This window comes from Chitinophaga deserti (assembly GCF_003149455.1).
In the GTDB taxonomy this organism is placed as follows: Bacteria; Bacteroidota; Bacteroidia; order Chitinophagales; family Chitinophagaceae; genus Chitinophaga; species Chitinophaga deserti.
On the sequence record NZ_QFFK01000006.1, the window covers coordinates 329,905 to 355,309 of the forward strand.

Below are 25,405 nucleotides of genomic sequence, written 5' to 3' on the forward strand. Positions count from 1 at the left end.
TGTACCCCGGGCGTATGGTATGGTTAGTTTCTGGGATTGGGTAAAATATCGGGATTGATCTGCATGATCTTCGGCGCGATCTCTACAAGGTAGTTAGGCGAGCCGGCCGGCAGTGTATAAGTCTGGGAGTTGTGCTGGCGCTGCAGGTCCTTTTTAAAGCGGGGATCGTTGTTGAGCCGCTTCAGGTCAAACAGGCGAAGGCCATGATACATCAGCTCCAGTCTTCTTTCACGGAGTACCAGTGCCAGTGCTTCATCTGCAGTAGCCGAGGCAAGCGGGGCATAGTCTGCAGGTTTAAAGCGCTTCTGGCGCAGGGTGTTCAGCAGGGCCACCGCATCGTCTTTCTTATTATCACGGGCCAGTGCTTCTGCTTTGATGAGCATCATCTCGGGCACGCCGATGCTGAAGTTCACCGCACTCTGGAAGTAATCCGGGAAAGGGCTTACCGGCGTTACGGCAGAGCGCGGGATGCGGGTGAAGGTGTACACATACCGGAGGTCCTGCTCTCCGAGTATGCCCAGCAGTTCAGGATTTATCATGAACCGGGTGAAGATGCCGTTGCTGCTGTTGGTTTTGGAAAACAAATTCTCCGGGTTGTTTTCCGGGAGGGGCTTGTTATTAACGCCGCTGTACGGACGGGCAGGGTTCACAAACGAGAACGTATTATGATCCAGCAGGGTGGAGTTAAACGCCAGTGCTTTTTCCGCCGCGTCCTTCGCACCCGCATAATCGCCCATATAAAGCCGTACACGTGCCAGCAGGGCCGTGGCTGCCGCCTTGCCCGGGTGAACGTAATTACGGCCTAAATCGGGCAGGGAAGGGCTTGCAAGTGCCTCCGAGAGATCTTTCATCACCTGTTCGTATACTTCCTTCACCGTAGCGCGCTTCGTTTTGGCTTCCAGGTCGGGCACCAGCAGCAGGGGCACTGCAAGGTCGGTAGCCGCCGTGGCAGCATTATATTCCTTCCCGAAGAGGTTGGCGAGGTGGAAATAGTTATATGCACGCTGGATCTTCGCTTCCGCGATGTTCCGCTCACGGTCTTCTGCCTGTCCGGGTGCATCTTTGATTTTATCGAGCACGAGGTTGCAATAGTAAATATTGCTGTAGATGCGCGACCATTCACCATCGTCTTCCGTCAGGAGCATGGTTTCCTTCAGCCAGAGGTACGACTTGGTACTGCGTGAATTTGCCGAACTGCGGATCTGCTCATCGGAGTAATGGATATCATCCGTCATGAACTCCGCCTGAATGTAAGCGGCATCGGCCTGCAGGATGTCGTTCATAAACATTTCATAATCGGCAACCGTTGTCGGCAGCACTTTCCCTTTCGGTGTTACGTCCAGGAATTTTTTACAGCTTCCTGCGGTGAGGCAGAGGAGCAATACGGTATATAAAGTGATATGCTTCATGTGCTTCATTTTTACAGTTCAACCCTTAAAGTCAATGTAGTTACGCGCGGCTCCGGGAGGTAGTAAGTACCGGTCATGGGATCCACGGCATCGGGATCAATGCCATATTTGTTCTTCTTCCACAGGGCCACATTGTTCATCTGCGCCACGAAGGAAACGCTGTTGAGGAAGGTCCGTTTCAGCAGACTGGCGGGCAGCTGGTAACCGAGCTGTACTTCGCGGAGGCGGATGTAGGCGCCTGACATTTCGCTGTTGGTGGAATACTGGATCACCCTTTCTCTGCCATCATAAAAATCTGTCGGGTCAAAGGAAGGAGTAATGGCTGCCAGGTCTGTATGGGCTTCATCACCCGGCTTGCGCCAGCGCTCTGCTATACGGGCATCGTAATTGGTGCTGAAGGCATAACCATACATATCAGGTGTATAACGGCGGATGACGTTTCCGAAGTTATAGGTGAGGAATACGCTGGTGAAGAAGTCTTTGTAGTGCAGGATGTTGGTGAAACCGCCACTGTAAGGAGCTCTGAAAGTACCATTATTTACCAGCGAAGACATTACGGGTACTTTTACTTTTTCGTCTTTATCACCATATATGGTAGGATTGCCGCGATCGTCGAGGCCGGCCCAGCGGTAGCTCCACAGTGCTTCGCGTGCATATCCTTCCACATACTGGCCGCTGCTGCTTACACGGCTGATTAACGGACTGGACTCACGGATCTTGTTTTCAATGATCTTGTTCCTGTTGTATCCCGCGTTCAGCCTGCTGCTCCAGCGGAAGTTGCGCCCTTCGATGATGTTTGCCTGAATGGCGAGGTCCACACCGTTATTGCGCATGCGCGAGGCGTTGATGTTGAATTGGGAGAAGCCCACGGTAGGGTCCAGCATAATAGTACCCAGCAGGTCGTACCCGTAACGGTTATAATAATCGGCCGTTACCTGGAAGCGGTTTTTCAGCAGCCCGATATCCACACCGGCATTGATGGTACGCGTACGTTCCCAGCGCAGCTTGGGGTTGTAATAGGTAACCCTTGCGCGGTAATCGTTGAATATAGCCTGGAAGGTACGGGTTGCAGTAAGCAGTGGCGTAGTGGTAAGGTCGTAGTTACCGGTAAGGCCTCCGGTAACACGCAGTTTGAGCATGCTCACGGCAGGAACACGGAAGAACTTCTCTTCTGCGATGTTCCATGCACCGCCAACAGACCATAAGGGAGTACGGCGGTATTTGGGATCCGCACCGAACATATTTGACTGGTCGATACGGAAGCTGCCGGTCAGAGTATAGCGGTCATCGTAAGTATAGGCGCCGGTAGCGTACCACGATTTCTCACGTACATCGTTATGGGTGAATCTGTCGAGGCCGGTAGGGTCAAGCCGGGGAATGGCGTTGTTGTTCCACCAGGTAAGGCCGCCGTTGGCAAGTTTCTGCTGATCGAAGTATTGCCAGGAAAGCAGGTCATCGTCGTACCCGAATTTCCGGGTGGTATAACCTTCGCTCACATTCTTCTTCATTTCTGCACCTGCTGCTATATTGACATAATGTACGCTATTGATTAGGTTGGCATAGTTCAGCTGGGAGCGCAGTGCCCAGTTGTTATTAGTCATTTCCCCGGTGTTGAGGATATTCCCTAAGGGGAGGTTGAACACCGCTTTGTTGGCGGAATTGAGCGAAGCGTATTGGTTCAGATAGTTACGGGCTTCGAACGACTGCTTATCGGTGATATTCTTATTGCTCGTTTTCAGGCGGTCGAACAGGAAGTCGGTATTGAAATTAAAGTGTTTCCAGAATTTGTATTGCACGCCCACTTTTGCACGGAGGCCGAAGTTGCGGGATATGTTGTTGGCCAGGCGTGCTTCTTCGATGAGGTTCTTCCCGTTGTCGAGGTAGCCCATCGGGGTAATCATATCGTTAGAAGCTTTATTGAAGCCGGTGTAGTCGTAAATGTAGTTCCCTGCTTCGTTAAGCAGCAGCTGGTATGGCGGGAGGTTTTGAATATCGTTGTTCAGGTATGGGGCCATATTCCTGCGGGAAGATACCGCGTTGAGATCCACGCTCAGGCGCAGATCGCGGGTGATCTCCATATCGCTGCGGGTATTGAGCTGGTACGATTCGTTTTTATCGCCTATGAAATTGGACTTGCCGTTTTCATAAGAGCCGGAGATAACGAAGCGGTAACGGGGGCCGCCGCCGGAGAAGGAAAGGTAATGGTTCTGGCGGATGCCGGTACGCAGCAGCTGGTCCTGGATCTGGTCTTCGTTGGATATACCTGCCAGAGAATCCTGCAGCCTGCTGAGTTCCTGCTGGTTGATCTCCCCGCGGTCGAGGCGGAGCAGCAGGCCGAGGGATGGGGAATAACCGTTAGAGCCACCATCGAAGATAGCCGGGTTAATGAACCCTTTATCATACACTTCCCTGTCGTATTCCAGGATGTCACCTGCTTTGGCGCGGTGGAGCTTTGAATAATCGGGGCGGGAAGTGAAGTAGGTATTGGCGGCGTAGTTGATTCTCAGCTTTCCTTCTTTACCGCGTTTGGTGGTGATAACGATCACGCCGTTGGATGCGCGGGCGCCCCAGATGGCGGAAGCTGCGGCATCTTTCAGCACGTCTATCTTCTCCACATCGTTCATATTGTCGGGCAGCTGGTTTACGGGGAAGCCGTCTACCACGATCAGGGGCTGGTTACGTTCCGCATTAATGGCGCTGCCGCCACGCATCTGCAGATCGATGCCTCCGGGCCTGCGGTCTCTCGCCAGGCCGGTATAACGCGTAGCTAGGGAAAGCCCGGGAATGCTGCCTTCCAGGATCTGGTTCAGCGACTGGCTGCTTCTCCTCGCTATTTCCTGCGGAGAAATAGAGGAATAGGCGCCGGTAGTATTCTTTTTCGCGAGCGACTGGTAACCGGTAGAGATCACCACTTCGCGGATAGACTGTGCTGCGGGTTTCAGGGTCACATTCAGCATGGTGTTGGCACCTGCTTCCTGCTGGCTGGTTTCGTACCCGAGGTAGCTGATGAAGATCTGGGAGGAGTTGCCTTTGAGGCGGAGGGTGAAGTAGCCTTTGTCGTCGGTAAGGGTGGCACTGGTGGTACCGCTTTCCCGAACGGTAACCCCGGGCGCGTATACGATACCCTCACCATCCAGCAGGCCTACGCGGCCTTTCACAACACGCTCCTGGTATACTGTTTCCAGTGTACGGGTGCTCTTCAGGCTCACGCTGATCATTTTATCCTGCTGGCGGAAGAGGAAGTCGTAGTGGTCGGAGAGGTACTGTAATACCTCATCCAGGCTGCGCTCTGCCGCAGGCATGGTGATCATGCTGTTGCGCGCGGTAACAGACCCGGCATAGAAGAAGCGGACCTTATACCGGGCTGCGAGTGTTTTAAATACCTTTTCTACCGGCTCCTTTTCGAAACCGGTTGTTTGCTTTTGCCGGGCATATACGGCCGGCGCCGTTAACAGCTGGGTAGCCAGTACTGTCAGGACAATAAAGAGCAGCGTTGCCCTGGCAGACAACGGTCGGCGAATAAACAGCATAACTTGTGCTTATATTGGTTGATTAATGAATGACGATATAGGTAGAATCGTCTGTTATCTCATATTTCTTATTTAATGTAAAGCAAAGCACTTCCAGTACTTCGGTCAGCTGGTCGTTGCGGAACCTTCCGGAGAAGGTTTCCTTCTTAGGATCTATGCCTTTCAGTTGAATCCGGATATTATAGCAGGCCTCTATCTGGCGTACTGCTTCGTCTAATGATGTATTGTCGAATACGATTTCCTGTGCTTTCCATACCTGCAGATCAGTGGGGCGGAAGGTGCTGCGGGCAGGAGCGGAGGTACTACCGGTATGCAGGTCCAGCCGGTCGGCAGGAGCCATTACAGCAATGAGCTGCAGGCCTGATGCTGTTTGCTGTTCCACTTTTACCTTGCCTTCTTCCAGCATAACCTGCAGGCTGTCGGGCCGGGCGTTTATTCGGAAAGAGGTGCCCAGTGCGGTGATGATATATGGCCCTGCCAGTACGCTGAAGGGGCGCTTTTCATCTTTGGCTACTTTAAAATAAGCAGTGCCCTTCAGCTTTATGGTGCGGCTGTTGCCGTTGAAGGTATGCTCCATGACAGCGCCATGCTCCAGTAAAACGAAGCTGTTATCGGGGAGGGTAAGCCCTTTCCGGCTGGTTTCCGCAATAGCGGTTGCGGTACCGGGTTGGGCGGATGGTTGTTGAACGGGTTTAAAAAGGAACAGGGAGCCCACTACAATGGCAGCCACGGCAGCCGCTGCGGCTATGTAAGGAAGGTAGCGCCTGCGGGCAGGGGTATGGGAAGTTCCGGCGAGGTAACCGTCCAGCTTATGGAGAGCCGCCGCCTTTTCCTTTTCCGCCTGCAGCATCCATCCGCCGATACGGACCAGTTCCCGCGCTTCGGAGATAAGCGGTGCCTGTGCAGGGTTCGCCTTCAGGAAGCCCTCCCAATACGTTACATCCCCGGCATCGGTGCCGTAACAATAATTGATGAACGATGGTAGCATTGCCATTTCGGCTGCCGAGAGATTCCCCATGAAGGTGCCTTTTAACTGTACAGAGAAGGCAGGGCATGGAATTTACCACGCCAACGGAAAATATTTTTTTAAAAGAAGGGAATGGGTTACCAGAAGAGCGTCAGGTGCTGGCTGCCTACCTGGTGGCGGAGGGCTGCCATGCCACGGTGCATGAGGTTGTAGACAGTACGGAGACTGGATTGTTTGACATGGGCGATCTGCTCTGGCGTCATCCCCTGGAGGTACCGCATTTCGATTACTTCCCGTTGTGCAGGGGATAAAGCGGTAAGGGCACGGGATACCAGCTCAAACCGGGCTGTAAATGCTTCGGCTTCCGCCATGCCTTCATCACTTACGTCTGGCAGGCCGGAGATATCGGCAGGTTGCAGCTCTTTCTCCCGGCTGCTGATCAGCCGGCGCTTGAAAGATGTTAAGAGGTATGCGGATAAGTTTGCGGGTTGCGACAGGCGGGAGCGCCTTTCCCAGAGATATATGAAAAAATCATGCAGTGTATCCCTTACAAAAGCTTCTTCTCCCTGCAGCCACTTACAACCCCAAACAAACATGCGCGTGTAATATTGGTCATACAGTTCACGGAAGGCCCCCTTTTCACCCTCACAGAACCTGACCCAGATGTCGCTTTCGTCGAACATGTAAATGGATAGACTTTGGTCTGCTGGTCTGTTGATCCGGCACAAGATAGGAAAAGAAGCGGAGATGGGTTTGTGCATTTTAGCAGGCGTATTGAATGGTTCAGTCCTGCTTTTTGCCGACCGGGAAGCCTTTCCGTCGATGCCCGCTTCCGAATGGCATTGTACCTTGTATCTTTGACGGAATTTAATTACCCCGCCGATGGATGTACAACTGCACAAACTCCTTCCCGATAATACCCATTTCATTCAACAGATAGCTGCCTGGTACCACAACGAATGGAAGATCCCTGTCGAAAAAACTGTTCAGAATCTGGAAACCATTACCGCCAGCAGCGATGAGATCCAGGTGGTACTCCTGATTAACGAAGTGCCTGTGGCCACAGGTGGCGTATATCATCATGTAGGCCTGCTGGACCGTGTGCCCCGTTTAAACATCCACCCGCATTGGCTGGCCCTGGTTTACACCCTGCCGGAACACCGGAATAAAGGCCTGGGCGCAAAGCTGTGCCGCTACCTCGAAGATTATTACCGGGACCAGCAGGCAGCAGCCCTTCATCTTTTTACCGATACGGCCGAGAAGTTATATACCCGCCTTGGCTGGGAGGTAATGGAACGGCTGGAAACCGGAGGCAGGAACCTGGCCGTGATGCAGAAGGCTTTATAGTACCCCGGTTTCGTCTGCCAAACCGGTAGTTCGTCGATAAAAGGGTGCATGGCGAATGGAAACTGCAACTAAACCACCTCCCGCTCGTCTACACTTGAAAGAAGATAACCTCAACATGAAACAACTCATTTTAATCTCCTGCTTACTGATGGCTTCCCTTTGCGGAAAGTCGCAGGTTCATCTCACCGTTCAGCTGGATACCTCGTTAACAGGGCCTTTTACCGGCCGGTTATACGTATACACTTTGAAAGACACTTCCGCTTCTTTCAATGAGCGCACCATGGCCGCAGAGCCTGCCTTTTACATCCCGGTTACCAACTGGCGCCACGGACAGCCAGTTTCCCTCAGGAAGGGCAGCACCCCGTCGCACATTGCACTGGATTCCCTGAAAGCAGGCGTATACAAGCTGGTGGCAATTTTAGATACCAATAGGACAGAACGGGGGAATGGCGCCCCGGGTAATGCATACAGCAGAAACGAAGGACTGCTGCATATCTCCGGAGCCGGGAAAGGAGAAGGTACTGTGATACTGAATGCAGTGTTCAGGCAGCGGCCTTTCCGGGAAACGGAGCTGGTCAAAGAAATCACCTTACGGTCGGGTTTGCTGAGCAGATTCAGGGGAGCGGATATCTTCCTCAAAGCTGCCGTGATTCTGCCTGCTTCCTTTCAGAAAGATACTGCCCGGCAATATCCCGTGGTATTCATTATTCCCGGCTGGGGCGGTACGCATTATCACGGAGCAATTGCCGGAAACCAGCAGCGGTATGGTGTGGGGCAGGGGAAAGACAAGATCTATGTTTACCTGAACCCCGAGAACCAGACCCCCTGGGGACTGCATGCTTTTGTGGACTCAAGGGTTAACGGCCCGTGGGGAGAAGCGCTCGTGAAAGAACTGATACCTTACCTGCGCAGGAATTACCGGGTTACCAGCGATCCTGGGCAAACCTTCCTTACCGGACAAAGCTCCGGCGGCTACGGGGCAGTATGGCTGGCGTTGCATTACCCTGAAAGCTTCGGCGGCTGCTGGGCTACTTCGCCCGACCCGCTGGATTTCTCATCCTTCACCGGCGTCAATCTTTACCGCGACAAGAATTACTATACTGATGCAACCGGGAAGGAGCGCGGCATTAACCGCGTAAAGGGCGTATTTCAGGAAACCCTGCGTGCTTCACGCATGTCGGAACTATTTGGTGGCGACGGTGGCCAGCAGCAGTCCTTTGAAGCGGAATTCGGCAAACCGGGTAAGCAGGGCAGGCCTAAAGACCTGTTCGATCCACTGAGTGGAGCGATAAACCAGCAGGTGGTGAAAGAGTGGCAGCCCTATGACCTGGGATTGCTGGTGCAGCAAAACTGGCAAAAGATTAAGAAAGCAGGGGTAGGTAAAATTACCGTCTATGCAGGGGAAGAAGATAATTACCTGTTGCAGGAATCCGCTATCGCCTTTGGCCGGAAGGCACAGCAGGCAGGGGCCGATATCCGGGTAGTGATCATCCCCGGTGCGGATCACTTTACAGTGCGCAGCGAAACACTTACAAGGCAGATACAGGCAGAGATGGATGCGTTGATTAAGTAATAAAAGGATTCAGCTAAAAAACAATCAGACGCCGCAGGCTTTATTGCCTGCGGCGTTTTGTATTATAAAACGGTCATCCGTTTATCGATGGTTCGTTTCCGTTACCTGCTGTCTGTCTACATTACCATGCTTCCATCGACATAAGTTTTTTATCCCCCTGTGTTCCGCCACTTTTGCCGATCACCTTTAGTCCGCAATTAAAACATCACATTATGACGAAATCATGCAAGCTGGCCGGTTGGGCGATCCTCTTTGCCCTGTCGGTAATATCCTGCAAAAAGAGCAGCAGCGAAGCGGAACCGGAACCGGAGAAGAAGCCTGTGCCCGTAGCACATGGTACTTTGGAAGGTACACCGGTCAGCAAATCCATTGGTCCGGCCGGTGGCACGCTCCAGACACCGGATGGGAATATAACCCTTGATATCCCCGCAGGAGCCGTTACCACTGCCACCAACTTCACCATCCAGCCTGTTACAAAAACGCTTCCGTCTGCCACAGGTAAAGCATACAGGCTTACTCCCGAGAATGTACAGTTCAATAAGGATGTGAAGATTACATTGAAGTACACGAAAGAAGATCTGGCTGGTACCAGCACCAACGATCTGTACCTCGCTTTCCAGGATGCACAGGGGTATTGGCACCGGGCCCTCGAAACTGACATAGACACGGTTGCCCGAAAGCTGTATGTGCAAACCCGGCACTTCTCCGACTGGGCCATCGAGCGCATTTTTTACATCGATATCCCGGTAGATAATACAATTCTCAGTACGAATGAAACCTGTGAAATGTTCGTGTATATGAGTGATACGAAAGGGGATGGGAAAGATACCGTAGTGCATTCTCTCGTTCCGGTAAAGAATATCGACGGGTGGTATGTCAACGGTCCCGGTAAATTCAGTGCGCCAAAATCCAACTCCGGCAAGTACATCGCACCGGCCAGTATTCCGGATTTTATAGATGTGGCTGTGGGTGTCAGGATAAAGAATCTGGTAAGCCAGCGTAATCCTGACAGGCCGGGAGATGGAGGGATAGTGCTTGTGCAGGTGCCTGTCAGGCTTGTGCCGGATGAGTATTTCACCTGGAAGGTTGATGGTACGGAAAACGTAGCGTTAGCTACCGATGCCGCATTGCTGGGAACTAACACAAATATCATGGGTACTGGCCTTCAGGGTGGAATAAGCTTGTTCGTGAATGGGGCAAAAACCGGGACTTATGATCTGGGCAGTGCGGTGGAGCCCGATAAGTTTAATGCGCAGGTTTCGATTTCAGGAGGTACCACAGGCGTTGTTTATCTGGGCACGTATTACAATTGTGGTGAGGGTACTCCAAGGTACGGCAAAGGCAGGCTTAGAATTTTAATTTATGGACAGGTAGGCGGTATCATCCTGGGAGATTTCACGGCTACAGTGTATACACGGGCGTCGGAATGCCAGAATAAAAGTAAAACGGTAACCGGCAGCTTCAAAATAAGACGGAAAGCTTAAAACATTCCATCTATGAAAGAAACGATCATCAACCCTGTTATCAAAGACGAAGTAACATTCACTCAAACCGCCGCGGAAACCAACGGCCGCATCACTTCATTACTGGTGAAGCTGATGCCCGGCGGCGGAACGCCTTTACATTATCATAAGAACTTCTCCGAAACCTTTAACGTAGTAGAGGGCGTGCTCACACTTACATTGAAAGATAAAAAAGTGACCCTGTTCGCAGGAGAGAAATACACTGTGGAAAGAAATGTGGTACACCGCTTTTCCAATGAGCTGGACCAGCCGGTAGTTTTTACAACCGTAGTGCTCCCCGGTTCAACGGGCTTTGAAAACGCATTACGGATCTTATACGGCCTTGCGGCAGACGGGGCTACTGATAGTAAGGGTATTCCCGGAAACCCGCTGATTCTGGCTGCTATATCCCAAATAAGCGATATGCATCCCGCAGGTATCGCAGTGATCTTTTCCCCGCTGTTTGGATTATTCAGCTTACTGGCCAGAATAACTAAAACACAGGAGAAGCTGATCCGCAAGTATTGTGCATGAGCTGGCGGCCGGATTGGTTTCCTCCGGACCGCATGTTGACCCCAAATACAAAAGCCTGCCGTTATAATGACGGCAGGCTTTAATGTTTTTGGGGTACAAAAATGAGAATGCTATTTGGAGGGTGTACCCTGGATCTTGAGCGTAATCACTACTTCCGGAAGGATGTAAAGCGTACCGGCAGGGTCGCTGTAACTGTTCATTCCCCAGGTAAGCCTGTTCAGATTAACCGTTCCTTCCACATACAGCCTGTCTTTTTCAACAATAATCTTCGCAGGGATCTGCAGCGGGTGCTTCTGGCCCAGCATGGTAAAATCACCGGTTACAGTAGCCTTATTGTTACTGCCGGGTTCCACTTTCGTAATGTGGAAAGTAGCCGTGGGGTGCAGTGCGAGGTTGAAGAATGCAGGGCTTTTAAGGTGGTCGAGCAATTCTGTTTTGGGTACTCCGGTTAGGTCGAAGTTCTCGATGCTGGCAATGGGGATGGTGAAATCACCTCCAGTCACCTGTTTGGTGCCATTCGTCTGAAAGCTGCCCGTTACTTTGAAAGACCCCGTATGGTAATGGGTAGGGGCGCTGCCTCTCCATTCTACTACGGATACGCTTTCGTCTACATTGAATTTTTGTGCAATGGCATCGTCCTTCCTGGAACAAGCTGCCAGCAGGAGTAACATGCCTCCTTTGAAATAAGTGTTGATGTTCATTTTTTGGGTGTTATTTGGTTTCCAGAAATTGTACCTGATAGGTTTTGGTAATGGTCTGCACCATCCGCGCCACCGCTTCCATATCGGGCTCCTGCGGTTTATTGCATATCGCAGGAACACCCGTGAGGGGAGTGCTGAACTCGAAGAAGAAACCGGCCAGCGTACCGGGCGTAATGAGGTTCAGGAGCGTTGCTGAATCCGTGAGGATCTGGAAGGCATGGGGCGTATTCCGGGGGGCAAACAGTGCATCGCCTGCCTCCATAATAGTGGTTTTATCTCCCACACGCACACTCATGCGGCCTTCTACTAAATAGAATGCTTCATCTTCGTTCTGATGCACATGCAACGGCGGCTCCGCACCGCGGGGTAACGTAAATTCAATCAACGCCATGGCGTTTTGTGTTTGTTCCGGCGTGATAAGGGCCCTGAAATACCCTCCCTGGTAACGCCGGAAACCATTGGTTTGTACTGGTTCCATGATGATAATTTGTTAAAAGGAATGCAAGTTTCGGAGTAATTCACGTGTGCAGGAAATAAGGTCGACCGACACCGGAAATCGTCGCCATATAGCCGTTTCCGTTGCCGGACGGCAACGCAGTAACAGGGGTTTATGTAAAAGGGGAGAAAGGAATTTATTCGGCCTGCCCGGCAGTATCCGGACCCAGCTTTTCAAGACAGGCCTGCTTGTAATTACGGCCTACAGGGATTTTGCTCCCTGCAATGATGAGGTAATTGGGGTTGTAACCTTCAACTTTATCAAGGGGGATAATGAACGAGCGGTGTATACGCATGAACTGACCCATGGGCAGCAGCTTTTCCACCACGCTGATCTTTTGCTTGGTGACATAGGATTTACCCTTTGTTACTACTTTGATATAATCCTTGATGCTTTCGATCCACTGGATATCGGCCGTATCTACTTTTACCGACTGCCGGTCTATTCGCAGGTAAAGGAAATGCTTTGCAGGAGCAGCGGGAGCAGCTTCCGGCGTTTCCACGAACGTGGCCGGCTTGTTGCCTTTGATGGCATGCATCACTTTGTCTATAGCCCGCAGGAAGCGGTTGAGGGGGATGGGCTTTACGAGGTAATCGATGGCATTGAGGTCGAACCCGTCTACGGCAAACTCATGGTAAGCCGTTGTGAATATCACCATGGGCGGGTTCTTCAGGCTCCTGACGAGGTCGGTGCCGGTAAGGCCCGGCATCTTGATATCTACCAGCAGCAGGTCTACCGGTTGTTGTTGCAGCAGCCGGAAGGCTAGGATGGCATTATTACAGGTGGCCACGATCTCCAGATCCGGGATATTGGAGGCATATTTCTGGATAACCTCCACCGCATGCGGCTCGTCGTCTACTATGATTGTCCGGATCGCCATGTCGTTAGTTGTTATTAGCGGTTAATTTTACCATCATTTCAAGGATAAAGCAATCGTCCTCATCATACCAGGTGAGCGCATGCGCATCGGGATACAGCAGTTTGAGGCGGTGCTGTACATTGGTAAGCCCTATTTTCCCTCCCTGCTTTTCACTGGTATTTACAGGATGCAGCGGTTTGCTGTTACTGATCTTCAGCCGCAGCTCCGATTTTACCACCTGTACCTCTATATTGATCCATGGCTGGTCCACCGTTTCACCCACACCATGCTTGAATGCATTTTCCACGAGGGGCAGCATGAGCAGGGGAGCTATCTGTCCGGCACCGGGAGGCACCAGGATGTTTACGTTGAGGTCCAGCCGCTCTTCGTACCGCAGCTGCTCCAGCTTGATGTAGTCTTTCAATACCTCGATGTCCCTTTCCAGCGACACCCGGTCGGCCGTGCATTCGTAGATCACATACCGTAGGATATTCGACAATCCGAGGATGATACCCGGCGTTTGGGGGGCGTTATTAAGGGAAAGAGCGTACAGGTTGTTGAGGGAATTAAAGAGGAAGTGGGGGTGGAGCTGTCCTTTCAGGAAGTTGAGCTCCGCCTGCAGGATGGCATTCTTCCGTTCATGCCAGAGGGCAAACATCTTTAGCGTGACCCCGATCCATACCACCACGTTGCTTCTTTCCACGGCATTTACAAAATCCCCTTTACTGATGAGCTGGTGCCAGTAGTCTTTCTCCAGTTTTTCCCACGACCATTTTGGGTTGGTCCGGGTATAGTACCACGCTATATACGGATCAGAAATAAAGATCTCATTGAGCCGGTAAAGGAGAGCCATGGCGGCTATAATGGTGATGCCTGTAAGTACGGAGCGGAGGTATTTGCCGTTAAAGAAGCTGGGCATCACCAGGTTGGTGAGGAGGTAATAGTAACAGATATGGACGGGCAGTAACAACAACACTACTACAATACCCAATTCGTAGTTGTCGAATGCGGTGCCGTAGATATAGGTGAGCATGATACAGGGAAAAGCCCAGAAGAGCAATCCTGTCAGGAACCTGCCGGATTTTAAGTAGTGCCTCGAAGGAAACATATTGCAAACATAATTCTTGCGGGTGATTGCCATGAGAGATATTAAAAATAATATTATTTGGAAGACAGACAGCAGGTTTTGTCGATGAACAGTGGGGGAGGCGGAAAAATTATTTTGTTTAATTCAACCGGAATTATACTTTTGCGCCGGAGGAATGGCAGAGCGGTCGATTGCGGCAGTCTTGAAAACTGTTGACTGTAACAGGTCCGGGGGTTCGAATCCCTCTTCCTCCGCTGAATATTTCCCGGCCTTATGCCGGGGATTTTTGTTTTAGGGAGTGTCAGTCTCTGCTTAAATGATTTTGACTGTAACAGGTCCGGGGGTTCGAATCCGGCTGACTCCGCTGAATATTTCCCGGCCCTAAGCCGGGGATTTTTGTTTTAGGGGGCTGTCTCCTTCCCCCTTTCCCTCTGTAGCCACGCTTCAAATGGTAACCGGTTCACATAGGGATATATATGCCGTTTTGATTAAATTGTAGCATCGCGCCTATTATTGGGTTGGCGGCTAATCTAAAAGACGACAGTAATAATATATAAAAACAATGCAGGACATACTATTTGGCTTTATATCAAAATACGTTTCCCTCACAGACGATGAGAAGAACGCAATACTTTCGTTAGACATATTCCGCTCTGTTAAGAAAGGGACAATTTTACTCAAAGAAGGACAAAAAACGAAGGATAGCTACTTTGTTTTAAAAGGTTGTATCCGGACTTATTATGATTTAGACAGTGAAGAAAAAACAACTGGTTTTTTTACAGAAATGGAAGCTTTGACCCCGCCTTGTGTAATCAACAAAACTCCGTCCGAATATTATATCAGTTGTATAGAAGACACGATACTAATAATTTCAAATTCTGATATGGAAGCAGAAGTAAACAGTAAATTTCCAAAGTTTGAAACCCTTTGCAGAATATTATCCGAACAACTACTGGCTAAACAACGGATAGACTTTGACGAGTTCAAAACTTCTTCCCCTGAACAACGTTACCTGAACTTAATACAGAAAAGACCAGACCTTATTCAACGTGTACCACAGCATCAGTTAGCGAGCTTTTTAGGCATCAAACCCCAGTCTTTAAGCAGGTTAAGAGCACGGCTTGTAGAGAAAAATAAGGGATAGGGTTCATTTCTTAACTTAAGTGAACGAGTTGTGGCATCCTGCCAATCTACCTTTGCATCATCATTTAACAACTAATAATATTGATGTGCAAAAGAAGATTTTATTATTCACGCTGACCTTATTGATGGCAGGCAGTTTACAACTGAATGCACAACATGCCAATAAAGACAGTACTTACAAGAAGTATTTTGTTGGCAGTACTTTCCTGATGTTAGGAAATCTTATTCCTAATGACCGGAATCCGCCTCATTTTATTCAATTCAATGTTGGATACAGGATCACACCTAATGACGTTGTTTTCCTGGAATTGAAAAGATCCAGGTTTGCTTACCCGTTAGGCATTCCCTGGGGAAAATCATTTGATGCGCCGGGAGAAAACTATCCCGGGCATATACGCCAGAACGTAATTGGATTAGCATACAATCGGTTTTGGTGGAAAGGCTTATACACAGGCGTGCATGCAATGAATGCATTTCAAAGATATTATGATGAGGGTAATAAAAAGATTACTAAAGGATTCACACTGTTTATGACCTACCGTCTGGGTTACCAGGTTAAAATATTTAGAAACCGTTTCTTTATTGAACCATCTATTGGCCTGACGCATTGGCCCATAAAAACTAATACACCACAATCTTTTGAAGAAAAGGAAAGTAAATGGCCTGATTACTTTGGCTTTGAACCCGGTCTACATTTTGGATATAATTTTTAACAATTGGTCTGATAATTTCAACATCTTCAAAACACATATTGGCAGTCTTATACCAAGCCACAAACATTAAGCTGGCTGTATTTCTTAACTTAAGTGAACGAGTTATGACATCCTGCCAATCTACTTTTGCAGTATCATTTATTTCTAACTAAAATGTATATGCGAAAGAAAGTCTTATTGTTCGCTTTGGCTTTAATGATGACAAGCAGTTTGCAGTTGAATGCGCAATACGCCAAACAAGTCAGTACTTACAAACGGTGGTTCGTTGGCAGTACTATGTTTTTATTAGGTAACCTGGCTTCTACAAACAGCCCTGACTTTGTACAACTCAATGTAGGTTACCGTATTACAGGAAAAGATGTAATTACATTAGAACCAAAAACCTGGAAGTATGCCTGGCCGAATGGTATTCACCCATTTATTAACAAGTCTTACGGTAAACCGGAAGAAGAATTTCCGGGGTTTATTCGTGAGTATGGCCTGGCAGTGGCTTACCAACGGTTTTTGTGGAATGGTTTGTATGCCGAACTTAATGTAATGCCCACCTGGCAAACTTTTGTGGCTGCTGACGGCAAAAAAATTGATAATGGATTTCAGTTTTTTAATACCTACCGCGTTGGTTATCACATCAAACTTTTTAAAGACAGATTTTTTATTCAGCCATCAATAGCAGTTACTCACCGGCCTTATCACACAAAAATGCCGGATGGGTTTAAACAGCTGGACGATAAATGGTCGAAATTTGTAATCGGAGAACCCGGTCTCCATTTTGGATTTAATTTTTAGCTGATTACTTATGAATACACAGAAAGCACCTCAATATGACCTGAAAGACAGTAAAGTCAGTATAGAACTAAAGCTGGCAGCACTGTGGGCGAGTTTTATGTTTCTCTACATCTATGTAGATTATTTCCACCTGTATATGCCGGGTGCACTCGAAGATATGTTAGCTGACAAGGTATTTGTATTTGAGGTTACGCAAACATTTCTTTTGGCAGCACTCGTTAGTGTAACGATTCCGGCGTTAATGATTTTCCTTTCTGTGGCCCTGCCGGCTAAAGTAAACCGCTGGGCAAATATCATTATTGCCGCGGTGTATATTCCCTATACGTTGTTTAATCTGGCAGGAGAGGCCTGGATGCACATGGTGTTTGGTGCTGTTGTGGAAGTCTTTCTTCTTTGTCTGATTATCCTTCATGCCTGGAAATGGCCTCGTAATGAGATGTAAACCTGTGAATGAAAAAATTGAATCAATATGAGACTGTGAAAAGTCCGGAAACAAAAAAGGAGTACTGAATTCAGTACTCCCTTTTTTATAATGAGAATTGCATTATTTATTTCTTAGGAAGCTTCCATTTTTCAATCAGCTCTGCGTTAAGCCCGCCTTCTTTAGCATTGGGCTTTCCTTTCCCAGTGGTAATCAGATCTTTTAAGCTCCCTTTGATGTAGCTGGTCCATGCATCATGGCAAACATCATAACATTCATATGCAGGCACTAACCCCACATGGGTAAAGTGCAGCTCTGTTTTATCACCTTTCGGAGTAATTTCAAAGACGATCCTGTTTCCTTTCCATTCGGTTTTATCGTTGGTGAAATTAAAATGGTTGTCCAGCACCTGCCAGACTATCCTTTTGTTTGGCACGTATTCCACGATCTTCATTTTGCTGATATGAACATCCTTGTAGTAGTAGAGGAATTCTGCATTGAGTTGATCGGTATGCCCCTCAACGCTTTCTGACCACCAGCCGCGAACGTTGCTGGCTGCTTTGAAAACTGCTTCAGGCGATTGTTCTACCAGGAAGGATGTAGTGAAATCCTGTGTTGTCATTGTATTGGCATTTTTGGATGGTGTTAATGGATGCTGCTTACCTGTTGTGTCCACCATGCAGGAAGCATTTACCTTGAAGAACAGCATAATCGTTACTAATGTTGCAACTGCCCTTGTTATATTTTTCATGAGGTGGCTTTTTTTAAGGCGGCCGGGAGTTGTTCCTGAATGTATTGCGTCCAGGCGGGAGCGCATGAGTCATAGCATTCAAATTCAGGAACAAGGCCTATATGCCTGAAAACGATCTTTGTTTTACCGGACTCTTCGGAGATGTCAAAACTGATCCTGGTGTTGTTCCATTCATCAGTTTTATCTACAAAGCTGAGATTGGCGGCTGTTACCTGCCACACCACTTTCTTATCTGGCACCAGTTCTACCAGTTTTTGTTTGGTATGATGCACACCTCCTCCGGCAAGAAAGCTGAATTCATCCCCCAGTTTTTCTGATGTACCTTCAAATGATTCGCCAAACAGGCCAGACCACCATGCTCTCACGTTTAGTATGGTATGATAGGCCTCTGTGGGTGTTTGTGCTACCTGGATGGTAGTTGTAAAATCCTGGTTTTTCATAAGAATTATTTAGTTTTTAAGAATTGTAATTGTCCTAAGTGATAGTCTACATGGCCTACTCTGCTCAAAACCACATTGAGCTTATTGCGGTGTGGTTCATACTCAAAATCTTCTGCTGATATGGATGTATGTTTTTGAAACCATTCGTCTGCAGGGATAGCTGCCATTTTTTCTGCCAGCGCAGTTTTGACTTTTGTCCATTCCTGCCGCAGTTCACTTACTGGAGGCAGATCGCCGTTTTTCTGATCGGGGAGGTGAACGAATGGCTCCAACAGATGCGGCGCAAGCTTCTCGTAGCCCAATAATGGAAATACGGAATCGGCTAATGCGGTGAGATGCCCCAGCAGATAAATACCCCTGTTTCTGCCGGGTGCTACTTCTTTCAGCAGCTGTTCATCAGATAGCTCTGATAGGAGTTTATCGAACTGGCTGAGCTTAGACGCCCAGGCGTCGAGTACCATTTTGGTGAATACCTGTTGCTTTTGTTGGGTGATATGAAGCGTTGTCATGGTTAAATGATTGAAGTTGTGATGATGAGGTTTATTGAGAGGGTACCGGTTACTCCGGTTTTGTACATCCCAAAGGTATTGTCTATAAATGCTGGTGGTGGGTGGTGAAATAGACAATCTGTGGGGTTGATTTGGACAGGTTATAGCCGTAACTTCGTAAAAAGCACTCCGGATGAAACATATCACACTCTTATATCCTGAAGGGCAATGCAACCTCAGTACTATAGCTTGTATAGTTGGCACCGTAGAAATCTTCACCAGGGCGTCAGCTTATTGGGTGAAACAGGGCAATGAGGAAAAGTACAGGCTTGAAATCGCCTGCACAGCTCCCCAAAAGGAATACATCAACCACTTTGTGACCTTAACGCCTGATACTTACATAAAAAACATCGCCAAAACCGATCTCATCATTATACCATCCGCCATGCCGGGAGAGCGTACTCCCGACCGGGAGGTGATGTTTGACTGGATAAACAGCCAGTATAAAGGCGGTGCGGAAATAGCCAGTATGTGTTCAGGGGCATTTATCCTGGCGGCTACCGGCATTATGGATGGCAGGAGCTGTTCCACGCATTGGTCGTTCGAAGACAGGTTCAGGGATATGTACCCTAAAGTTCATCTGCATTCGGATAAGCTGATCACGGATGAAAAGGGTATCTATACGAATGGTGGTGCCTATTCATTTCTAAACCTTGTCATATACCTTGTAGAGAAGTATTATGACAGGCAAACTGCCATATTCTGTTCCAAGATATTCCAGATAGAGCTGGACCGGAACAGCCAGTCGGCATTTGCGATGTTCACCGGGCAAAAACTGCATGATGATGAGATGGTGCAACAGGCGCAGGCTTATATTGAGAATAATATAGATGAAAAGATCTCTGTAGAAGGCCTTTCTTCCAGGTTTGCCGTAGGCCGCAGGAACTTTGACAGGAGATTCATTAAAGCTACGGGCAACACGCCTGTTGAGTATGCACAAAGGGTGAAAATAGAGTCTGCAAAAAAGGCATTGGAAAGCACCCGCAAAACAGTGAATGAGGTGATGTATGAAGTGGGTTATGCAGATGTAAAAGCATTCAGGGAGGTGTTTAAGAGAATCACCGGCCTGTCCCCCCTGGAGTATAAGAATAAGTATAATAAAGAGGCTTCCAACATCGCCTGATGCCGGAGCAGGCATCGTTAAGCAGCCGGTCCAACGGCCTGCGTGCTTTTGATGCCAGGGATTAGCGCCTTATGTATTACATCAAAATACTTCCAGCACCTTTGCCGCACCGGCCCTTTTAATCAGTTCCTTATCCCCGAACCGGCCGTTTATACCTATCTCCACGCCTATAGACAGTATCAGTGATACCTCCTCCGGTATATTGTTATCCAGCTGTATATGTATTTCTATCGCTTCTGCCTGGGCTTCGGTATGGAGCCAGTCTGTATGGATTATCTGAACACGGTCTGCTTTGATACGCCCGAATTCCAGGTTATTAAACACGACATCGCTTACTTCTCCCAGCGAAACCACGAATCTGGAAAAGGCGCCTTCGTGGTCAAGGAAAAGACTTACATCCGGAATTAAAGCCGGAATGGAAACGATGGCGGAAGCCTGATCCCTGTCTGTCTGAACATTAACGGGGTGACGGAGGATCCCGTCGAAAGGAGCGTTGATGTTCAGGCTGAAGCCCTTCAGCATGTGCCTGTTACGTGAGAGGTAAACGCTCCTTTGCCCTCGCGCTCCTTCCAGATCCAGCTGCTGTAATTTTTTACCCAGCTTATTGAGAGCACCGGTAAAATTAGGCTCGCCCAGGTGTTTTACGGGAAATAATGCATGCCTGATACCGGAAGTCAATGCAGTACAGGCACCCCATTCAGTATTGTTTTCCCGGGTACGTACAAACCGGGAGCTTTTTTGGATCTGTTCTTTGGAAGGACCGGTTTTCAGCCGGAGGATGGTTTTATCGGAGCCTTCCCGCTTATAGGCGGTTACATTTCCGATGGAGCCATTGAATTCAATAGTAGAAGCAAGTGTTGCCATGAAGACATTAGATTTTGGTAGTTAACAATGTACTTACCAAAGTAAGTCAGATACTTGCCAGAGTCAGGTTAATTACTCGTTAATCATACCCCCCTTTTAGGGTGGCTTATAGGTATCTCAAAGGTGGCTCAAAGGTATCTCAAAGGTATCTCACATGACAATTAAATGACTGTTTGAGATGGCTAGTTCCTAATGACTGGCCGACTTGGAGAAGACGTTCACCACAATAACCCCCGCTATAATCAGCAGCATCCCGATAATGGCGCCCAGATCCAGCTTTTGCTTGTAAAGAAACACACCCGCCGCGGATACCAGCACTATCCCCAGGCCCGACCATATGGCGTAGGCGATCCCTACCGGGATGGTTTTCAGGGTCAGGCTCAGGCAGTAAAAGGCGATGCCGTACCCGGCGATTACGATCGCGGAAGGCCAGAACCGGGTAAACCCTTCCGATGCCTTCAATGCCGAAGTGGCTATCACTTCCGATATTATCGCAATGCCCAACAGTACATATTTCATATGTAATTTTTAGTGTCCCAAATGTAAAATGCCGTTTGGCAAGATAATTTTTTTTGTCTGCCGGGAAAACAGGCGTTCGTCGGCAAACACATTTGGTACAGGGTGCCTTTTTGAAGATATTTACGCTTTCATCACCCGGAAACAAGTTAAATCCCCCCGTAAAATGACCATCCGCCCATATCAATCCACCGATTTCGACGCCTGTATTGCCCTTTTTAAGAGCAATATGCCCCAGTTCTTCCTCCCGGAGGAGCTGCCTGATTATACCCGGCAGCTGGAGAAGTACAAGGATGGAATGCCTTATAAAGGAGAAAGCACAGAGGCTTATTTCATTGTGGAAGAGGATGGGGCCATGGTAGCATGTGGCGGTGTGTACATGGAAATGCACAATAACCTGGCCGGTATGGTATGGGGAATGGTAGATAACGGGCTGCACCGCAAGGGCATTGGCCGGCAGTTTCTCCTGTACCGGATAGATTATATCCGGGAACATTGCCCCGCCTGCAAAATCAGGCTGGATACCACCCAGCATTCCCGCCCGTTTTTTGAGAAATACGGCTTCGAAGTAGTGAAGTATACCGAAAATGGTTACGGCGAAGGCATGCACCGGTATGATATGGTTTTGGGCGGGTAAGGGTGCTTAATCCTCCGCTTCCATACAGCCCCAGGCGGCCCAGTTGTCGTTTTGTAAACCCGCGACAGACAAATTTCCCTCTCCCAGCATCTTTACCTGCTTAAGCAGGGGCTTGTCCAATACCAGCTCAATGTCTTTCCATCGCTGGATGGTGCCGGCAAGGAAGGCACTGTCGCAGGGCATGCGGCTGCCGGGAGGCATGGCGGCTGAAGCTTTCGCATAATGCTGAACCCTGGCGTTAAAGAGCCGGGCAACGGCTTTGGTCATTACCAGCCCGTATATATTTGCCTGTATTTCACATTGGGTCCTGCTTTTTTCAGTTGCCAGGTGCAGGGCATTGCGCAGGTCATCCATCGCATGCCCCAGCTCATGTGCGCCTACAAAGTAATAACGGTGGGTGAGTGCGGCCTTTTCAATATTCGCTTCATAAATATTGCCGGCTTTACAGGCGGTTTTATACAACATGATCACCCGCTGCTCTGGCAGGTATTCTCCATGCAGCACATAATTCCCGGACGACCGCTTTTCAGGCTTAAACTGCCAGTCTTTCACATGATAGAATACATTGATCATCTTCTTTTGCACATCGTCCAGACGATCATATGGCGTTGATTCCGCCTCTTCCAGTGGCAGGAGCAGCAGCTGGTGTTTAATCCGTTCCCCGTACCAGGCTATCGCCTGCTGATCCGGGAAAGGTAACTGGCTGATGGCTGCCTGAAAGGTGCTTTGCTGAAACAGGTCTTTACAATGTTCGTATTGCCTGTTCACGGAAAAGATGCCGAACAGCAGCTGCTCCGGAAGGGGAGCGCTGTATTCCGTGGAAGTAGAAGGAGTATGCATGCTTTCTGCCACTGTAGGGCATGCCAGCAGGTATTCGTTGAGGGCGATAACTGCCAGATCATCGCTCAGTAACTTTTTGCGGTATAACTTCTTCACACTGGTTTTAAAGCAGTGCGGGGAATTGCAGGCAACTGAATAACTGGTGGCTGCCAGTAACAGGCATAACAGATAGCGGTGCATAACTCCTTCTTTTGATTTATTTGGATACGTTGTAATCCAGCGCTACGCGGAACTGCCCATCGTTCAGTGTAGGCACGTTCTGGCCGGTTACGGCTTTGAAATAAGACAGTTTGATGTTCACCTTGTTTTTGATGAGGATGCCCAGTTCTAATTTAGGGCCGGAGGGTAACTGGTTTACTTTTTCGCCGAAGTAAGATTTGAGGTCGTCTTTCGCCATGCTCATGATGGCATACCGTGCCTGTACCCAGAAGATACCGCCTTCTTCATATCCCGCATCTGCTTCCCAGGCGCCTGTCTGGAAAACCAGTCCGCCTTCAAAGAACCCCATGGGGCGGATCTGACCATCGTTGGTAAGGGAATCGCGGCCGGTTACCAGTTTGGCGCCCAGCTGGGAGGTAAACCGTAAGCTGGTAATGGCAGATTCGGAGGCGTATAATTTAGCGTAGAAGTTGGTGGAAAGGTTCATTAAACCGCCGGTGCTGTTGATCATGCTCAGTACGGTGCTTTTATTGATCTTTTCAGAACCGATATCGCCGTTGGTGGCGCCTACCAGTAAATACACGGGGAGGTAAAAGCCTTTATGCTCGCCGATGTTTATTTTCAGGGCCTGGGCAGAGGCCTGAACCTGTCCTGCAAAGCCATAATCGAGCAGTCCTTTACCGAACAGTTCGAGATTCTTTTCTGAACCGGCTCCGGCTTTCGGGCTGCCGGTATACACTTCCACGTTTTGCGCGTTGGAGAACAAGGCGATGCCGAGGGAAAGGCATCCCAATAAGAGTGTCTTTTTCATGAAGTACAGGAGTTTGATGGATTGTGATGAAAGCGTTATAAAGTCATATTAAAACTGTGACGGATCAGCTTGAGCATGTCTGCATATTTAACCCATGCAAAACCCTGATCGTTCCCCCAGTTGGTGTAGTTATTTTTTACAAGGAAAGCGCCTCCTTCCAGGTGATCGTCGTACCCAACTATACATACCACATGATTGGCAGATGCATTTTCCATGGTATAGCCTTCGGGGAATTGTACCAGCTTCTCCCGGTTACTGATGAAGAACCCGGTTTGAAGAATGGCGGTAACTACCGGAACTTTCTGATCCAACGATGATTTGATGGCGCTGATGTGCGTGGCGGAAGGCGTGTTTATATCACCAATCTCTTTATAGGAAGCGATGCGGAAAAGGGGCTGGTTCCTTTGTGCCTGTTTCTGTTTGGCGCAGTCGCAATTGTGCGGGAACTGTTGCTGCGTAACTGTGCCTGTTTGCTGCAATACATGCAGTGCCATGTCGGCGGTAACATGCTTGCCGCAACGGTTGAAGAGCCTTTGGAAGAATGGTTTGCTGGCCTTCATTTTAGAAGCAACAAATCCATAGGAGAATATCCTGAAGTCAGGATCGGACTGCCGGTATCCTTTGGCGGCATTGTATTGGGTGGACAGGGCGGTATAGACAGGTGCGTAGGATGCGCAGGTTGCCCTCCACTGGCCTTCCTTATCCGGACAGTGCGGTCTGAGCGTTACGGTTTGCGCCTGTGTGGCAGAAATAACAGTAAGGAAAGAAGTAATCAGGAGTGCGAATTTCATATGGCAGCAATTATAGGGACATCTTAGGGGTTGATTCCGGTATCCATACCGGGGACTCTGGCATCGGCCACAAATATAATTACTACGCTGAATTAAGCAACTATATTTTGGCCATGGCTTCCTGCTTCAGGTCCTGGGGCATCTTTTCTATGGCATAACGCAAAGCGGTGCGCGGCATCTCTTTCCTGTGCTGCAAAACGAACCGGAACACTTTCTCCTCGTGTTTCTCTGCGGCACATTTTAACAGCCATCCATAACCTTTACGCACCATATCATCTTCATCCTGCAGCAGGAGGGTGGCAATATGGAGGGATTCCTGCAGCATCAGTCCTTTCCGGGCGGGAACAATGAGCGATACTGCCGCGGCTCTCCGTACCCAGCGGTTCTTCGATATAGCCCACTTATCCATTACCGGAAGTAATGCAGGGAAACGCATCAGCATTTCGCCAATGGTATGATTGCAGAAGGTATCACAGGCGGCCCAGTTGGTTACATAATTAAAGAGCCATTTCTCAAACAGTTTGAAATCTGCCTGCACGAATTCTTTCCGGCGGGAGTAGGATAAATCGCAGGCGATGAGGGTTTCTTCCATGTACCCCGACTGCCACAGTGTTTCACAAACTGCGAAGGCTTCCGCTTTGGGTTCCTGCTTCAGGGCTTTCAAAAAAGGTTTGGCAATGGCCTTTGTGGCGGCGGATTTAACGCCATATGTCTTAATATCTTCTTTAAAGAATCTACGTGCGGTATCCTGTCCGGCGGGAGTACCTGCGGCGCGGAGGTCTTGTTGCAATTGTTCGGTGAGCGGGGACATGGCCAAATATACGTTTTCTTACCGCCGGGGACAAAGGGTGATTGGT

At 49.0% G+C, this 25,405-nt stretch carries 27 protein-coding genes and 1 tRNA gene; 11 read left to right on the plus strand and 17 right to left on the minus strand.

Features of this window, described 5'->3' with window-relative positions:
* Positions 1-23 precede the first annotated feature (23 nt).
* The 4 genes from DEV76_RS15890 to DEV76_RS15905 form a co-directional block, all read right to left on the minus strand.
* Positions 24-1,409, minus strand: a complete 1,386-nt coding sequence (locus DEV76_RS15890; protein ID WP_198652089.1) for a RagB/SusD family nutrient uptake outer membrane protein — start codon at positions 1,407-1,409, stop codon at positions 24-26.
* Positions 1,410-1,420: 11 nt separating this feature from the next.
* Complete coding sequence (locus DEV76_RS15895) at positions 1,421-4,939, minus strand: SusC/RagA family TonB-linked outer membrane protein (RefSeq protein WP_109698895.1); 3,519 nt, start codon at positions 4,937-4,939, stop codon at positions 1,421-1,423.
* A gap of 22 nt (positions 4,940-4,961) precedes the next feature.
* Positions 4,962-5,957 (minus strand): FecR family protein, encoded by a 996-nt coding sequence (locus DEV76_RS15900; protein WP_109698896.1) that lies wholly within the window; start codon positions 5,955-5,957, stop codon positions 4,962-4,964.
* Positions 5,958-6,043: 86 nt separating this feature from the next.
* Positions 6,044-6,589, minus strand: coding sequence for an RNA polymerase sigma factor (locus DEV76_RS15905; RefSeq protein ID WP_157962925.1), 546 nt, complete (start codon positions 6,587-6,589; stop codon positions 6,044-6,046).
* A 199-nt stretch (positions 6,590-6,788) separates the two neighbouring features.
* Here DEV76_RS15905 and DEV76_RS15910 point away from each other — a divergent pair, with 199 nt between their 5' ends.
* From DEV76_RS15910 to DEV76_RS15925, 4 genes are all read left to right on the plus strand, one after another.
* Entirely contained in the window at positions 6,789-7,253 is a 465-nt protein-coding gene (locus DEV76_RS15910) for a GNAT family N-acetyltransferase (RefSeq protein WP_109698897.1), read from the plus strand.
* 115 nt (positions 7,254-7,368) lie between these two features.
* A complete protein-coding gene (locus DEV76_RS15915) occupies positions 7,369-8,826 on the plus strand; it encodes an alpha/beta hydrolase (protein WP_157962926.1) in 1,458 nt (485 codons plus the stop codon).
* A gap of 212 nt (positions 8,827-9,038) precedes the next feature.
* Positions 9,039-10,310 carry a hypothetical protein gene (locus DEV76_RS15920; RefSeq protein ID WP_109698899.1) on the plus strand — a complete coding sequence of 424 codons (1,272 nt, stop codon included), beginning with the start codon at positions 9,039-9,041 and terminating at the stop codon, positions 10,308-10,310.
* 12 nt (positions 10,311-10,322) lie between these two features.
* Positions 10,323-10,862 (plus strand): cupin domain-containing protein, encoded by a 540-nt coding sequence (locus DEV76_RS15925; protein ID WP_109698900.1) that lies wholly within the window; start codon positions 10,323-10,325, stop codon positions 10,860-10,862.
* Between the two features lie 110 nt (positions 10,863-10,972).
* Here DEV76_RS15925 and DEV76_RS15930 read toward each other — a convergent pair whose 3' ends face one another.
* The 4 genes from DEV76_RS15930 to DEV76_RS15945 form a co-directional block, all read right to left on the minus strand.
* The gene (locus tag DEV76_RS15930) at positions 10,973-11,563 is read right to left on the minus strand and encodes a YceI family protein (RefSeq protein ID WP_109698901.1); all 591 of its coding nucleotides are present in this window, start codon (positions 11,561-11,563) and stop codon (positions 10,973-10,975) included.
* 10 nt (positions 11,564-11,573) lie between these two features.
* Positions 11,574-12,041 carry a cupin domain-containing protein gene (locus DEV76_RS15935; RefSeq protein ID WP_109698902.1) on the minus strand — a complete coding sequence of 156 codons (468 nt, stop codon included), beginning with the start codon at positions 12,039-12,041 and terminating at the stop codon, positions 11,574-11,576.
* 154 nt (positions 12,042-12,195) lie between these two features.
* Complete coding sequence (locus DEV76_RS15940; RefSeq protein WP_109698903.1) at positions 12,196-12,939, minus strand: LytR/AlgR family response regulator transcription factor; 744 nt, start codon at positions 12,937-12,939, stop codon at positions 12,196-12,198.
* Between the two features lie 4 nt (positions 12,940-12,943).
* Positions 12,944-14,059 carry a sensor histidine kinase gene (locus DEV76_RS15945; protein WP_198652090.1) on the minus strand — a complete coding sequence of 372 codons (1,116 nt, stop codon included), beginning with the start codon at positions 14,057-14,059 and terminating at the stop codon, positions 12,944-12,946.
* A gap of 115 nt (positions 14,060-14,174) precedes the next feature.
* Between DEV76_RS15945 and DEV76_RS15950 the strand changes: the two genes are divergently transcribed.
* The 5 genes from DEV76_RS15950 to DEV76_RS15970 all read left to right on the plus strand — a co-directional run bounded on the left by DEV76_RS15950 (position 14,175) and on the right by DEV76_RS15970 (position 17,089).
* Positions 14,175-14,259: transfer RNA gene (locus DEV76_RS15950), tRNA-Ser, on the plus strand.
* Positions 14,260-14,567: 308 nt separating this feature from the next.
* A complete protein-coding gene (locus DEV76_RS15955) occupies positions 14,568-15,149 on the plus strand; it encodes a Crp/Fnr family transcriptional regulator (protein WP_109698904.1) in 582 nt (193 codons plus the stop codon).
* Positions 15,150-15,234: 85 nt separating this feature from the next.
* Positions 15,235-15,861, plus strand: a complete 627-nt coding sequence (locus DEV76_RS15960; RefSeq protein WP_109698905.1) for a hypothetical protein — start codon at positions 15,235-15,237, stop codon at positions 15,859-15,861.
* Positions 15,862-16,020: 159 nt separating this feature from the next.
* A complete protein-coding gene (locus DEV76_RS15965) occupies positions 16,021-16,647 on the plus strand; it encodes a hypothetical protein (protein WP_109699038.1) in 627 nt (208 codons plus the stop codon).
* 10 nt (positions 16,648-16,657) lie between these two features.
* On the plus strand, positions 16,658-17,089 hold the full coding sequence (locus DEV76_RS15970; RefSeq protein ID WP_109698906.1) for a DUF6326 family protein: 432 nt from the start codon (positions 16,658-16,660) through the stop codon (positions 17,087-17,089).
* A 106-nt stretch (positions 17,090-17,195) separates the two neighbouring features.
* Here DEV76_RS15970 and DEV76_RS15975 read toward each other — a convergent pair whose 3' ends face one another.
* Genes DEV76_RS15975 through DEV76_RS15985 form a run of 3 tightly spaced genes read right to left on the minus strand, consistent with a single transcriptional unit; the run spans position 17,196 to position 18,768 of the window.
* Positions 17,196-17,819 carry an SRPBCC family protein gene (locus tag DEV76_RS15975; protein ID WP_232826964.1) on the minus strand — a complete coding sequence of 208 codons (624 nt, stop codon included), beginning with the start codon at positions 17,817-17,819 and terminating at the stop codon, positions 17,196-17,198.
* Positions 17,816-18,259, minus strand: coding sequence for an SRPBCC family protein (locus DEV76_RS15980; RefSeq protein WP_109698907.1), 444 nt, complete (start codon positions 18,257-18,259; stop codon positions 17,816-17,818). The genes DEV76_RS15975 and DEV76_RS15980 overlap by 4 nt, the downstream gene beginning before the upstream one ends.
* A 5-nt stretch (positions 18,260-18,264) precedes the next feature.
* Positions 18,265-18,768 (minus strand): DinB family protein, encoded by a 504-nt coding sequence (locus DEV76_RS15985; protein WP_109698908.1) that lies wholly within the window; start codon positions 18,766-18,768, stop codon positions 18,265-18,267.
* Positions 18,769-18,940: 172 nt separating this feature from the next.
* Between DEV76_RS15985 and DEV76_RS15990 the strand changes: the two genes are divergently transcribed.
* Positions 18,941-19,930, plus strand: a complete 990-nt coding sequence (locus DEV76_RS15990; protein ID WP_109698909.1) for a GlxA family transcriptional regulator — start codon at positions 18,941-18,943, stop codon at positions 19,928-19,930.
* Positions 19,931-20,011: 81 nt separating this feature from the next.
* On the opposite strand, the gene DEV76_RS15995 is transcribed toward DEV76_RS15990, so the two are convergent.
* Positions 20,012-20,794, minus strand: a complete 783-nt coding sequence (locus DEV76_RS15995) for a hypothetical protein (RefSeq protein WP_109698910.1) — start codon at positions 20,792-20,794, stop codon at positions 20,012-20,014.
* 189 nt (positions 20,795-20,983) lie between these two features.
* The gene (locus DEV76_RS16000; RefSeq protein WP_109698911.1) at positions 20,984-21,313 is read right to left on the minus strand and encodes a DMT family transporter; all 330 of its coding nucleotides are present in this window, start codon (positions 21,311-21,313) and stop codon (positions 20,984-20,986) included.
* A 163-nt stretch (positions 21,314-21,476) separates the two neighbouring features.
* Here DEV76_RS16000 and DEV76_RS16005 point away from each other — a divergent pair, with 163 nt between their 5' ends.
* Complete coding sequence (locus DEV76_RS16005; protein ID WP_157962927.1) at positions 21,477-21,947, plus strand: GNAT family N-acetyltransferase; 471 nt, start codon at positions 21,477-21,479, stop codon at positions 21,945-21,947.
* Positions 21,948-21,953: 6 nt separating this feature from the next.
* Here DEV76_RS16005 and DEV76_RS16010 read toward each other — a convergent pair whose 3' ends face one another.
* The 4 genes from DEV76_RS16010 to DEV76_RS16025 all read right to left on the minus strand — a co-directional run bounded on the left by DEV76_RS16010 (position 21,954) and on the right by DEV76_RS16025 (position 25,359).
* Positions 21,954-22,967, minus strand: a complete 1,014-nt coding sequence (locus tag DEV76_RS16010) for a hypothetical protein (RefSeq protein ID WP_109698913.1) — start codon at positions 22,965-22,967, stop codon at positions 21,954-21,956.
* 16 nt (positions 22,968-22,983) lie between these two features.
* Complete coding sequence (locus DEV76_RS16015; RefSeq protein ID WP_109698914.1) at positions 22,984-23,757, minus strand: hypothetical protein; 774 nt, start codon at positions 23,755-23,757, stop codon at positions 22,984-22,986.
* 35 nt (positions 23,758-23,792) lie between these two features.
* Entirely contained in the window at positions 23,793-24,548 is a 756-nt protein-coding gene (locus DEV76_RS16020) for a C1 family peptidase (protein ID WP_109698915.1), read from the minus strand.
* A gap of 100 nt (positions 24,549-24,648) precedes the next feature.
* A complete protein-coding gene (locus DEV76_RS16025) occupies positions 24,649-25,359 on the minus strand; it encodes a DNA alkylation repair protein (protein WP_109698916.1) in 711 nt (236 codons plus the stop codon).
* Between the last annotated feature and the right edge of the window lie 46 nt (positions 25,360-25,405).

Coding starts and splice junctions, on each gene's coding strand:
- DEV76_RS15985 (WP_109698908.1), bottom strand. CDS start 18,768: ATGACAACGCTTCATATCACCCAACAAAAGCAACAGGTATTCACCAAA.
- DEV76_RS15975 (WP_232826964.1), bottom strand. CDS start 17,819: ATGAAAAATATAACAAGGGCAGTTGCAACATTAGTAACGATTATGCTG.
- DEV76_RS15940 (WP_109698903.1), bottom strand. CDS start 12,939: ATGGCGATCCGGACAATCATAGTAGACGACGAGCCGCATGCGGTGGAG.
- DEV76_RS15920 (WP_109698899.1), top strand. CDS start 9,039: ATGACGAAATCATGCAAGCTGGCCGGTTGGGCGATCCTCTTTGCCCTG.
- DEV76_RS16005 (WP_157962927.1), top strand. CDS start 21,477: ATGACCATCCGCCCATATCAATCCACCGATTTCGACGCCTGTATTGCC.
- DEV76_RS16000 (WP_109698911.1), bottom strand. CDS start 21,313: ATGAAATATGTACTGTTGGGCATTGCGATAATATCGGAAGTGATAGCC.
- DEV76_RS15900 (WP_109698896.1), bottom strand. CDS start 5,957: ATGGGGAATCTCTCGGCAGCCGAAATGGCAATGCTACCATCGTTCATC.
- DEV76_RS15925 (WP_109698900.1), top strand. CDS start 10,323: ATGAAAGAAACGATCATCAACCCTGTTATCAAAGACGAAGTAACATTC.
- DEV76_RS15890 (WP_198652089.1), bottom strand. CDS start 1,409: ATGAAGCATATCACTTTATATACCGTATTGCTCCTCTGCCTCACCGCA.
- DEV76_RS15955 (WP_109698904.1), top strand. CDS start 14,568: ATGCAGGACATACTATTTGGCTTTATATCAAAATACGTTTCCCTCACA.
- DEV76_RS15945 (WP_198652090.1), bottom strand. CDS start 14,059: ATGGCAATCACCCGCAAGAATTATGTTTGCAATATGTTTCCTTCGAGG.
- DEV76_RS15910 (WP_109698897.1), top strand. CDS start 6,789: ATGGATGTACAACTGCACAAACTCCTTCCCGATAATACCCATTTCATT.
- DEV76_RS15905 (WP_157962925.1), bottom strand. CDS start 6,589: ATGTTCGACGAAAGCGACATCTGGGTCAGGTTCTGTGAGGGTGAAAAG.
- DEV76_RS15895 (WP_109698895.1), bottom strand. CDS start 4,939: ATGCTGTTTATTCGCCGACCGTTGTCTGCCAGGGCAACGCTGCTCTTT.
- DEV76_RS16020 (WP_109698915.1), bottom strand. CDS start 24,548: ATGAAATTCGCACTCCTGATTACTTCTTTCCTTACTGTTATTTCTGCC.
- DEV76_RS16010 (WP_109698913.1), bottom strand. CDS start 22,967: ATGCACCGCTATCTGTTATGCCTGTTACTGGCAGCCACCAGTTATTCA.
- DEV76_RS15970 (WP_109698906.1), top strand. CDS start 16,658: ATGAATACACAGAAAGCACCTCAATATGACCTGAAAGACAGTAAAGTC.
- DEV76_RS16015 (WP_109698914.1), bottom strand. CDS start 23,757: ATGAAAAAGACACTCTTATTGGGATGCCTTTCCCTCGGCATCGCCTTG.
- DEV76_RS15935 (WP_109698902.1), bottom strand. CDS start 12,041: ATGGAACCAGTACAAACCAATGGTTTCCGGCGTTACCAGGGAGGGTAT.
- DEV76_RS16025 (WP_109698916.1), bottom strand. CDS start 25,359: ATGTCCCCGCTCACCGAACAATTGCAACAAGACCTCCGCGCCGCAGGT.
- DEV76_RS15965 (WP_109699038.1), top strand. CDS start 16,021: ATGCGAAAGAAAGTCTTATTGTTCGCTTTGGCTTTAATGATGACAAGC.
- DEV76_RS15930 (WP_109698901.1), bottom strand. CDS start 11,563: ATGAACATCAACACTTATTTCAAAGGAGGCATGTTACTCCTGCTGGCA.
- DEV76_RS15990 (WP_109698909.1), top strand. CDS start 18,941: ATGAAACATATCACACTCTTATATCCTGAAGGGCAATGCAACCTCAGT.
- DEV76_RS15995 (WP_109698910.1), bottom strand. CDS start 20,794: ATGGCAACACTTGCTTCTACTATTGAATTCAATGGCTCCATCGGAAAT.
- DEV76_RS15980 (WP_109698907.1), bottom strand. CDS start 18,259: ATGAAAAACCAGGATTTTACAACTACCATCCAGGTAGCACAAACACCC.
- DEV76_RS15915 (WP_157962926.1), top strand. CDS start 7,369: ATGAAACAACTCATTTTAATCTCCTGCTTACTGATGGCTTCCCTTTGC.